We start from the raw sequence: 12,200 nt of genomic DNA, 5'->3' as shown, positions 1-12,200 counted from the left end.
ATATTAACAAAAAATTCATGTCTAATTAAATGCGACGATTCTATATTAAGTGAAAATGATATTCATTGTCAATTTTATTGATTATTTGAATACTTATTCTCAATCTCTTTCTACTTTGTTTCTTATAAGCAATACACTTTTATATTCAAACAAAAACACCTCCATTACATTTGCACACTTAGTATGCGAATGCAAGAGGTGTTTTTTTCATATACCATCAGGTAAGATTTCCTGCTTTGTTTATTTCTTGATACTTAGCTATTTTTTAGTACACGATAACTGGATCATAAGTGTTCAAACTATCATATACAGTTTTTGCAACATTAGGAAGAAGGTTCACACACCCACCTGATCCTCCTGTTAAATAAGCATTATTTGCCCAGTCTTTTCGCCAACCGGCATCGTGGAACCCTTGACCGCTATTTGTGAATGGGACCCAGTAATCTACTTTAACTGCATAATCAGCTTTACCTACTGCGCTGCCTCTGAGCGTGTATGGTGTTCGTTTATATAGGACGTACCAAACACCTGGTGATGTATCTTCACCCGTGCTATGTTTACCAGTTACTACATTTGTTGTAACAACTAATTTTCCATCTTTATAAATCCAAATTTGTTGCTCTGCAATTGAAACTTCTGCATATGTGTCTCCGATGCCATTATTCGATGTTGTTTTATAACCGATACCTTCCTTCTCCCAACCATTTCCATGAATATTAGAAGCAGAAAGCGATTTTTCGCCTTTCTCAAAGGCTTGTTGAACTTGTTTAGTTTCTTTTTCAACATCTAGTGCCCAGCCGTAGCCTTGCCCTTTTACTGATATGATTGAACCGGAATGCGTTTTAAATGAGAAATCTTTATTTAATGTTGATTTGGCATTATTAATTTCAATAATTTTCTTCTTAATGTCGCTCGCGTCAATTGTAACTTTCATATCCTTTGACATAGAGGCATTTTGAATTAAATCTTTCGCTTTTAAAGGATAAACTTCATTCTGCACTTTATACTCAACAGACTGCCCAAGAAGATTCTGTAGTGCTTTCTCCTCTTTTTTGACAATTGGATCGTCTTCTTTAATAGGTTTTATGTATGCAGACTTCAGGTGAATTTCGCTTTTATATTTTTGCTTATCGTAATCTTTTAGTAGACTAGTAACGTCATACTGTTTTCCTTCAACACTTTTCGAAATAACTATTTTTCCTTGTTCTAGCTTCGCCATAGCATCTTGAGGCGCTTTTAATTTTGCATTCATAGAGATGAGCTTTTCTTCTACAAGTTTTTTCATCGTTTCACTACGATACTGATCTGCCTTCTCTGGTAGCAATGAATAATTTTCTCCCTTTGAGGTAGGGACAAATGTCCACTGACTTTTTAATAGTTTCTTAACTTGAGGCAAATCTTTTTCCGTAAGTTCCGTTTTTGTATCTTTTTCATCTAAAATTTGTTGTTGATCAACATAGACTTTGTTTGCTAGTCCAGATGTCTTTAATTTCTGTATTGCCTGATCAGCGCTCAGACCACCAACTTTTGTGTCATTAATTGTAACATTCGAATTGAAGTGAGTTGCCTGATAATAACTCATTCCCCCAATAAGAAGTGCAATTACACCAATACCCACTGCGATAAACTTCCAATTTGTATAACGTTTTTTTGATCTTACTCGTTTTTGATCAATTTCTTCAACTGATTCATTTGTTGTATTGTTGTTCATCAATCTTTCCCCCGTATGCATTAACGTCAAACGATTTTCAACTAAAATCATAGACTAGTGTACCTTATTTTTCCTAAAATTTCATTATTTCCGACCACATTTTATCGCAATTCATCGATTAAATTTAGATTTTTTAATGGTACGATGCATTGAACATCCCTTTACAAGTCATAAAGTGAAATTTCAATCAATCGTTATACATCAAGAAAATTAGCTAAATCTTATTCCGAAAATTTTTCCTCTTTACGTAAAATACGAATTATATTCTCCATTTTATGAACATCAACCCCTAATTTTGTCAAAAAAATAAACGATAGTCCTTCTACATTTTTGATAAAAGGACTATCGTTTTTTCAGTTAGAGTATTTGTATAATCGTTTAACTTTTTATTTCCTGAAGGTCTAACGTGATGAAGATGATGAAATTTCATCTCATAGCCTTTAAATGAAAAACATTATGTTTTTTATGACAATCAAGTTTATTTTTATAAATTAAACCCTTAGCTTGATGCCTCCCATATATCCAGCAGCCTAAGATTAAGTAAGAGTCCATTCAACTAGATTTTTTCTAATATTTTTAGGTGCATCTTATTTCGCCTCGTCATATTTCACTAATTGAATTTAAAACACATCCGTATGCTATTTAGTAAAATTTACGATTCGAGACGTAATTATTGCAGTAATCAAGATAATAATAGCGGTTATCAAGCCAGATTCTCCAATCCAAATCTCAGTTTGATACCCTGTACTTGCACGTGTGAAAGGTCCTTGAATAATGGCATTCCAAGTAGCATGGATGATAACCGAAGGCCAAATGCTACCTGTGATAAGTCGTAAATAAGCTATAATATAACCGAATGGTACAATACAAAGATAGATACCAAGTACTGAAAGAACGACAGATGGTCCCGCTACATATAGACCAGCAATAACTATTGGAACATGCCACGTTGCCCAAATCAATCCACTAATAAGGATGGGCCGTGAAAACTCTGCATCGACTAGCCTTGTGAGCATATAACCTCGCCAACCCATTTCTTCTCCCAAAGCCGGGATTAAGCCAAGCAAACTTCCGAAAATGCCGCTCAATACTACTAGATAAATGAAGTTGAATGGTGCCGTTACATACTGAAGCCCAAGCATATTGTAGATCGGTTCTAAAATAAACATACCAACTTCGGGATACTGAAACCCCGCAATTCCGCTCAACCAGGCGATAGAATAAGTAATTCCACAAATAATCATAGGGATTAGCAGAGCAAAACCAATCCCTTTCCATATCTTTAAGTTACCGAGACTAAAAGATACATCTTTAAACCCTTCTTTCAGTATTATGCGAGTCAAAATAGAAGATAATGCTGGGGTAAACATATATACCACAATAAGCGGCATACTTTTCGTAATTATTACTACTACATTTAGGATAATAGAAGTAATGATTAAGATACTCAAAAAGAGTTGAAGTCCTATTTTAGCACGTTGGATTTTATCTTTATTGTGGAACGATTTTGCGTGTAATATCATTTTAATCCGCCCTTCCCCTTTCATTCACTTGTTTATCGAATTTACTTCTTGTCATTTCCACAGACACAACTTAGAATAAAAATGTTTTTGTATACAGATTCATTCATCTTTAAAATCCCTCCCCAATTTATAGTCTAGTCTTACTTACGACTCATCAATGTAATTATTATTTATAAGTTGTCATAACCGATAGTACAAAAGTGTAATGATTAGTCTATGACCTGTGTCAATTAACCTTATGACAATATGTAACTAGAAAATATGATATGGAATAGATAACAATTGAATTAAGGCAATTGATTCGTTCAAGTACAATGAATCAATCTTGCTTTACAAATAATTCAATTGAGGTGGAAAAAATGAATAAGAAAAGCATAATTGCAATGGTTAGTACAGCTTTATTAGTCACAGGATGTGTAGAAGTAGGAAACGCTCAAACAGTAGCAGTCGAAAATTCAGGTCAATCAATACAAAAAAATATAGTTAAATCCATACAATCACAGGCTTACCCATTAAAAACGATAGAGCCGTCAAAATCATTTGAGGATTTAAAACCACTTAAGAAAATGATTGGGAGCGCGCAATATGTGGGATTAGGAGAGAATACTCATGGAAGCTCTGAAATTTTCACTATGAAATTTCGCCTTGTGAAATATTTGGTTACTGAGATGGGTTTTACAAATTTCGCAATGGAAGAAGATTGGGGAAACGGCTTAAAGCTAAATGAATATATCCAAACAGGAAAAGGAAACCCTAGGGAGTTTTTAAACTTGTTATATCCTACTGATGAAATTATAGCCATGATTGAGTGGATGAAAGATTATAATGCCGATCCATCCAATAAAAACAAGATCCAATTTATCGGGCTCGACTTAAAGGAATTGGACCAAGGTTGCTTTAATAAAGTAATTGATTATGTAAAGCTGCATCGACCAAATTTGCTGGCAGAAGTAGAAGAAAATTATAAAGAATTGTCGGCTTTTAATGGAAGTACACAGGAATATATGGACCTTGCTCCTGAAATAAAAGAAAAGTTCAAAGCAAACGCTGAGAGAGTAGCTCGATTACTAAAAGATGAGAATAAACAAGCCAACACAGAAATAGTTTCACCCGAGTACATCTGGGCGAAAGCAACGGCAAGTGCAATAGAGAAATTTACCACAATGCTAATTCCTAACGACTATCCAAGTATGTTAAAGCTACATGAGCAATACTTGGCCGATCATGCAATGTGGGCACAAGAAACATTTGGTGGTAAAACAATGGTATGGGGACACAATATTCATATTGCTAAAGGAATTATCGATGAGAAATTATACCCTTATGTTGCGGGGCAATTTTTGAAGGAACGTTTAGACAATAATTATGTCACAATTGGTAGTACAACTACGAAGGGGAATTTCACCTTATACAGCGAATATGATCCTTCTACTGGAGGTAAGATTACAACGCGTGCGATTCCACAAAATGTAAATAGTTTTAACTATACCCTCGGAAAAGTACCATATAACATGTTTTTATTGGATAACCGTCACCTTAAAGGACAAGCAGAGAAATGGGTTAAAGCCAAAAGACCATTACTAAGTATAGGGGGACAAATATTCCCAAACGAATCGACATACTTTGATAAATCATTGCTTGAGCAATTTGATATTATTTTTCACATTCGAAAAACAAGTCCATCTCATATTAAATAAAAGTACAAAACAATCCCGTTCTTGCAAATGCAAAAACGGGATTGTTTTGTGGAGGATTAATAAAATGAAACTTTATTCAGTAGGGGTTTTGTTCATCCCAACTGATTATCAGCCCTCACCAATCGGGCTTTTACGGACAGCCCGACCCCCACCTAACTTCTTTGCTTCCACCTGAATTTTGAGGTGGGGGTCTTACTGCCCGGCAAATAGCGGGATATAAGCATCTTTTTAACCAGCAGTAGGCTGCTCTCCCCTTTTTAGCATCATTTAGAAATGTCATATGACACTTTTACACTAGTGAGAATGACAAAAAAAGCAGTATGATTCGGTTATTACATAGATAGGAGCGATGAACTTTATGAAATCAAAATTCATCCAGAATGGTTATTTTTTATTGCTAACTTTCGTTACAGGATTGTTTTATTTTTGTTTTTATCTAATAGCTCTGCTATTTAGTTTCACCCTTTCATTTACTGTTGTTGGGATTCCATTAATTATGCGCGTACTACAGACTACCACACACTTTATCCAATTCGAGCGCATACAGACGAAAATTTATACAGATATTTCAACAGACTCTTACGATAGAAATATAACAATGGATACATCGAACTGGGCTCAGGTGAAATTAGTGCTTACAGATCGTTGTACTTGGTCTGCTGTCTATTGGTTAATGCAGAAATTTGTGATTGGCATTTTCAGTCTTATTAGTGCAATCATTTTTTATGTAATGCCACTTATGTTCCTGTTGGCACCACTACTGTATCGATACATCGATATGAATATTATATTCATACAGATAGATACGTTTGCCAAGTCACTCTTTGTAATGTTTATGGGTATAGTATTTACCGCCATAAGTATTAGAATAGTAGAAGGTTTGACACAGAAAATTGGGGGCTATACACGTAGTATGATTCAGCAACTAAATCAATAGAAGTTTGCAGTCTGTGAGTAGTATCGCAGTTTTAAATTAAAAAGTATAATAAGGCATGAAGGATTAATTTATACTATAGGAAGTAAAAAGGTAGGCTATTTAGGGGGTAAATGACTTGTTAGATATGGTTAAGTATTGGTTTTGGTACGATTGGATTATGTTAGGAGTCCGTATACTTGTTAGTGTCTCTATCGCCATAACCACATTAGATTTTCAGGATAGTTTAACATTGCCACTTTGGATTGTTATTTTTTGGGAGGTTGTTGCCTTCTCGATTCCATGGGTAGCCTTACTGTTCAATTACAAATATTACTTGTTCACAGAAATACTGCTATATGGTGGACTGTGTATATATTTAACCTCTTTATTTCCGGAAGCTAACGTTACATTTCTGATATCGGCTTTTCTAATTGCTGCGAATAGTAAGCATTTGTCCTATTATTGGACAGCTCCAACAACAGTTTTTATAACAACTGGAATTCTCTATGCGGTTGCGCCAAGTAATAGCTATTGGATTTTGGTTACCTACTATGGACTTGCTTATGTAATGGGCTTCGCTTTTCATTTATTAATCGTCAATCATAAACAAAATGAATCAATTCGTAAACAAAACGCGGTACTTGAGCAATATATGTCTCAGATTGAACGCATCACACTGGCGGAAGAACGGAACAGACTGTCGAGTGAGCTTCATGATACAGTTGGTCATGCTTATACTTCTATTATTATGGGGATGGAAACGTTGCGTACCGAACTTTCTACTGAAATGGGTATACAGAGGCTAGACTCTCTGCTTGAAATGGGACGGAAAAGTATCGAGGACGTGAGAGGTTACCTACATCAAATGGATTCTTCATGTCAATCGCCTTCCTTAATTCAATCTCTACAAAATCTTGGAGCCGAATTTCAGGAGCACGCTCAGGTAAATGTAAGTTTTAGGACATTCGGAGAGGAATATCAGCTGTCTCGGCAAGCGAAGATCGCATTCATTCGTTGCTTACAAGAGTCCCTTACGAATGCAGTACGTCATGGTCTGGGGACTGAAATTATAGTTTCATTGCAGTTTGACGAACAATATACGAGGTTAGAAGTTCAAGATAATGGAAAAGGAAATGTAGAATGGCAGGAAGGCTTTGGTATGAATGCGATGAAAGAACGGGCAATGAACTTGCAAGGTCAATTGTCTGTATATACAAAGCCAGAGGAAGGAATGCTTATTACATGTACCATACCGCGACAAACTGAAATAAAAGATGGACTTATTCGTTTGTTAATTGTAGACGATCAACCATTTGTTCGGGAAAGTTTGAGGACACTACTCGATAGATATGAAGATTTAAATGTAGTCGGTTTAGCTGAGGATGGCAATGAAGCCATCGATTTGTGTGGGCGCCTTCAACCCCATGTTATACTTATGGATTTAGATATGCAGCACATGGATGGAGTCGAAGCAACCAAAAAAATCAAGCAACAATGGCCACATATCCGCGTATTGATTTTCACAACTTTTCAGGATACCGAACAGGCGTTGGAATCCCTTCGCAACGGTGCGGATGGTTTTTTACTCAAATCTATTGAAACATTGGAGCTAGCTAATACGATCCGACTTATTCACAAAGGTGGGACACTGATTGATCAGGGAATGTCTCACAAAATATTTGAGAAGTTTGATGAGCAAAAAGAGACACCACAATCAAAAGCAACCGCTTATGAGCTAACAGCTAGGGAGATAGAAATATTGCAGCTAGTGGCAAAGGGACTTCGATACACTACCATAGCATCAAGGTTATATTTATCGAATGGTACGGTCAGAAATTATGCTTCCACAGCTTATACAAAGCTAGGAGTCCGCAACAAAGAAGAAGCTGTTCAAAAGGCTCTAGAAATTGGAATTATTGAATAAGAAAAATGTTTTTTGTTTCTCTACAGCAAGGTAAAATGTAGTTACAAGATACAGTAAAGGATAAAGTGAAACTTTAATCAGCCCTCACCAATCGGGCTTTTACGGGCAGCCCGCCCCACCTCACTTTTTTGCTCTCGCTGAATTTTGAGGTGGGGGTCTCACTGTCCGTTAATGCGGGATAAACTTATGAATTTAGTTGAATATTATTTTTGATAGGTAATTTTTTTGAAAAATTTAACCCTGTTTTAAAAAATTTAAATAGCGTTACTACATATTGAATGTAGCAACGCTATTGTTTTCTATATTAGAAATTAAACATCTTTATTATCGCTATACGGAAGACAGTTTCAGGTCTTTTCATGTGGGAATTCCTCTAAACCAGTCCCCCCTAATTCACTTGTTGTCTCTGAAAATAGTCATTTAAAAATATAGTTGCTAATTTCATTTCACTCTTCCTTGCACCCAAGTGGCAATATCATTTATAACATACTCTGGGATATTAGCAGGACTATACTATTCATCCGATTGACTTAATTCTCCTTCTCCTTCTGTAAAGAAGTGATTTAACTTTTGATACAGTCAATAATCAATGTTATCTCTCTCTTTTAATTGTTATTTCCAAAAAGGATTATCTATCATTCTTTATAAATTGCAAAATTTAAGGTCGGCAAAGGATTTCTATTTTTTATAAACAGGTGGAATGCTTTGTGGAAAATTGAAAATATCTTCTGGATCGTATTTAGCTTTCACTTGAGTCAATCGTTTAAAGTTTTCACCATAATATAAATCCGACCAATCTTTCATTGAGAGGTCAGGTGTGTTAACATAGACACCTTTCGTAAAAGGAATTAACGCGTGACGAAAAGCTTCTACCCAACGAATCCCTTGTGCAGCTCCCTCAGGTTTGTCCCAAGTGGAAAATAACACCATATTCATTAGAGCTTTTCGATAAAAATAAGCAGTTGCTTCCTCGGGTACTGCAGAAACAGTCCCCCCTAAGCCCTGAAAAAATATAGAAACAGTAGAATTAGGTGGAGATTGACTCATAAAATGTTGAATCGTAGCAATACCTTCTTCAGGTAATAAAGAATCCATAAAAGGTGCTACGCTTTTAAATGGAAAAGGAGTTGTAGGCTGATGATTGGATATTAACGTTATAGCTTCTAAATAAGAGAGTTCTTTTATGTCTACCTTTATAGGTGATCCAATTTTGAGAAGTGGTTGTATCAATTTCTGTAAGTCTGTAACTGATCCATGAAAAATCCCATGCATCAACACAGGAGCTGTCTTTTCTGAAGACAATAATAATGTAGGAGTAAAGCGTTTATCAGAAGTAGGTAGAGTATACTTTTGCCATTCCTGTATAACGGCTTTTAAATCTTGATGCCTCCAACTAACTTCAACAAAACCAACAGTCTTAATTTCCTGAGTACGAAAGCGAAAAGATGTACAAATACCGAAACTTCCGCCTCCACCACGTAAAGCCCAAAATAGATCAGGATGCTCCTGATCATTAACCTGCAATACACAGCCGTTAGCATCAACCATTTCTATTTCTACGACATGATCAAGTAGTAGTCCTAATGGTCGAGAAAGAATACCTTGCCCACCACCTAGCGCTATTCCTGCGATAGCTGGTTTAGGACAGACCCCATTAGGAATAGCTAATCCCTCTTTCCCAAGAAGCTCAGCTAGATGGAGATTTTTACAACCAGCTCCTACTGTAACAGTTTTTGATGTTGGATCTATTTTTATTTGATTTATCTCACTGACATCAATTACAATACCACCATCTAAAACTGACAAGCCTTCATAATTGTGCCCTCCTGAACGTACTCGGATAGGTACGTTATTATGTAACGACCATCGTACTGCATTCACAACGTCTTGAGTATTTTGTGCAAAGACAATAACAAAAGGGAATCTATTAAAAAATGTGTTGAACGCTTGACGTGCTGAATCATATTGCGCTTCACCAGGCGATACAATACGTCCTGTTAAACTTATATTTTCATCATAGAGCATATAGAAACCTCTCTCTCCGTACAAAAATTTTTAATGCTATCATGCTAATAATATGTATGTAAAAAAAAGTAAGAACCGCCAATTATATTGGTGATTCTTACTTTTTTTCATAAAATTAAACAAATCCGTGCAGCTTTTAAATCGACAAAAGCCGTTTTTGAGACTTTATTTTTACTATATGGCGTAGTGACGCATACATACCTATCAACCTTGCTTGATGGTGATAGGACACGGCAACAATCCTTTCTCTTTCGGGCTACTCATTATAAATAATAGATTTTCAGGGTGAAACTTTAACTTATGAGATTATAGCATTACAAGCTTTAAAGAAAACTCATACAAATTAATCCTATTAAATAAAACTTGCCAATGGCCCCTAAAAGTAGTAATCGTTGCCGCGCCCCTTCTTAGATAAAAGATAAATTTTTAATTTAAAATCTAAAATAAATAGTTTATGGACTGTAGTGCTAGTCCACCTATTATTTCTAAATTTCTTGTACCCATTCAAAATAATCAATAAAACGAGGTCCGATTATGTCTGTACTTCGTATAAATAACATCATTACATTAATCTTTTTTCGGGAGTACAATCCCTTTATATAATTGAACTGTAATCAAGTAATAAATCGAGTAAATTACTACAAAAATAACAAGTGGTAACCAAATACGAAAGTACGGATCGATTAAAAGCGATCCAAACATGTTCATACCAACTAATATGTGAGTAATCCCCACAATTGCTGGGAATAAGAATATGAAGAATAACTCTTTATAGATTGATTTTGTTAATAATTCTCGGCGAACACCAATTTTACGAAGCATTTGATAACGTGCTACATCTTTTGATGCTCCCGACAGAACTTTAAACATTAAGCAACTTGCCATCATTGCTAAAAATGCAACTCCAACGAAAAAGCCCATAAACATTAGTCCGCTGGAAAAATCATGACTCGTAATATATTTTTGATACTTACTATCCAATTCTTCCGCTTTCACATTTTTATATTTTGCTATCTGTAATTCATCAAGTTTTTTCCATTCTTTTATGTATGATCCAAAATCATCTGTTTTCCCTATAAATACAGTACTTTCTTTACCCTTCAACCCATCGTATATGTTTTGTTCTACAATTTTGATTTCATAATCAGGATACATATAATTTGGCTGGATCGTTCTGAAAGCCTGAATCCATTGTTTTGTGTCGATCTCTCCTTTAACCCATTTTATTGAAAATGCACCAATTGGTACTTCCTCTGAAACTTTCTCTATTTTCATACCTTGCAAGAAAGGACGATTTTTTTCTACATCTTCTTTAAGATAATAAACATACCTATCATCAACTTTGTAATGGTATTCAAATTTTTCTTGAAATAAGATACCACCCAAAATTGTCTTTTCTTCCGCAGTTGGATTATGAATGACTGAATCGTAAATTCGCATTTGATCTGTCATGTTTATAATGTTGTTTTTAAATGCCATACCACAAGCAATTCCACCAGCACCAAGAGCCACTAAAATTGCTACTGTTGCAAGCACATTTGTTAGACTATTAATGCGGAAATTTAATTGTGCAAAAGTAAAAGCATTGAGGCCTTTTTCACTACGTTTTTTATTACTCTTTAGCTTGTTAATCATAACTGGAAGAAGGGATCCAAATATAAGGTAAGTACCAACGGTTGCTGAGATTAATCCGACGGCCATTAATCCCAAAGCAATTAGCGGATTTGCATATGACATATAGATCAGTGATGCATAACCAATACCTAATAAAAGAATACCAAGGAATGCAATTACAACTGTCATTTTTCCTTTTATGGCAACACGTTCTGTTTGTGCATCTGCATGTACAAGTTGCAGTACAGAAATACGCGATAATTTAATACTATTCATAATTGCAGATAATACAAATAGTGCAAAGAAGAAGACGCAAGTAATAGCTATTGATGGCAGATAAAATGCTTTATAACCTTCACCAGCAAACTCGAGTTGTTTCATTAATAGCTGACCGATACCTTCTGCAAGTCCTACACCAATTGTAATTCCAATCAAAAGAGAGGTGGCACCTAATATGATTGTTTCAATGAACATAAGTAAGGTAACTTTATGCTTTTTTGCTCCTAACATCATATACATACCAAATTCTTTTTGACGAAGAGCTGATAAGAAAGAGTTTGCATATAAAATATAGAAAAATGTGATAATCGCTAACAAAACGGAACCAATTTTAAAGACAGCCACAATATCCCTAATAGAAGAGTTAGATTCAAGGAACGTTTTATTGGATGCTAGCGTTTGAAACATATAAAAAGTTGAAATAGAGACAATAAGACCAACAAGTAAAACAATGTAATCTTGCAACTTACTTTTTAGGCCTGACATAGAAAGCTTAAATAACATGATTGAA

General features: G+C 35.2%; 7 protein-coding genes and 1 pseudogene. 3 read left to right on the top strand and 5 right to left on the bottom strand.

The genetic code is table 11. The features are described 5' to 3' along the window. Positions 1–265: 265 nt before the first annotated feature. Both MR160_RS01075 and MR160_RS01070 read right to left on the bottom strand, forming a co-directional pair. The gene (locus MR160_RS01075; protein WP_001064076.1) at positions 266–1,711 is read right to left on the bottom strand and encodes a L,D-transpeptidase family protein; all 1,446 of its coding nucleotides are present in this window, start codon (positions 1,709–1,711) and stop codon (positions 266–268) included. A gap of 638 nt (positions 1,712–2,349) precedes the next feature. Further along, on the bottom strand, positions 2,350–3,234 hold the full coding sequence (locus tag MR160_RS01070) for a CPBP family intramembrane glutamic endopeptidase (protein WP_000600467.1): 885 nt from the start codon (positions 3,232–3,234) through the stop codon (positions 2,350–2,352). A 359-nt stretch (positions 3,235–3,593) separates the two neighbouring features. Here MR160_RS01070 and MR160_RS01065 point away from each other — a divergent pair, with 359 nt between their 5' ends. The 3 genes from MR160_RS01065 (at position 3,594) to MR160_RS01055 (ending at position 7,771) form a co-directional block, all read left to right on the top strand. Next, entirely contained in the window at positions 3,594–4,931 is a 1,338-nt protein-coding gene (locus MR160_RS01065; protein ID WP_242297030.1) for an erythromycin esterase family protein, read from the top strand. A gap of 358 nt (positions 4,932–5,289) precedes the next feature. Next, entirely contained in the window at positions 5,290–5,868 is a 579-nt protein-coding gene (locus MR160_RS01060) for a sensor domain-containing protein (protein ID WP_000836848.1), read from the top strand. A 115-nt stretch (positions 5,869–5,983) separates the two neighbouring features. Beyond that, positions 5,984–7,771: a helix-turn-helix transcriptional regulator gene (locus MR160_RS01055; protein WP_098900458.1), complete on the top strand. Its 1,788-nt coding sequence runs from the start codon at positions 5,984–5,986 to the stop codon at positions 7,769–7,771. Between the two features lie 441 nt (positions 7,772–8,212). On the opposite strand, the pseudogene MR160_RS01050 reads toward MR160_RS01055, so the two are convergent. From MR160_RS01050 to MR160_RS01040, 3 genes and pseudogenes are all read right to left on the bottom strand, one after another. Beyond that, positions 8,213–8,407 (bottom strand): annotated as a pseudogene (locus tag MR160_RS01050) (alpha/beta hydrolase); the annotation flags it as partial. A 42-nt stretch (positions 8,408–8,449) separates the two neighbouring features. Further along, positions 8,450–9,796: an FAD-binding oxidoreductase gene (locus tag MR160_RS01045; RefSeq protein ID WP_000964999.1), complete on the bottom strand. Its 1,347-nt coding sequence runs from the start codon at positions 9,794–9,796 to the stop codon at positions 8,450–8,452. A gap of 567 nt (positions 9,797–10,363) precedes the next feature. Next, on the bottom strand, positions 10,364–12,193 hold the full coding sequence (locus MR160_RS01040) for an FtsX-like permease family protein (protein WP_000897822.1): 1,830 nt from the start codon (positions 12,191–12,193) through the stop codon (positions 10,364–10,366). Between the last annotated feature and the right edge of the window lie 7 nt (positions 12,194–12,200).

It is taken from the genome of Bacillus cereus group sp. BfR-BA-01382 (assembly GCF_022663475.1).
Classification (GTDB): Bacteria; Bacillota; Bacilli; order Bacillales; family Bacillaceae_G; genus Bacillus_A; species Bacillus_A thuringiensis_S.
This window is presented reverse-complemented; position numbering and strand designations above follow the sequence as displayed.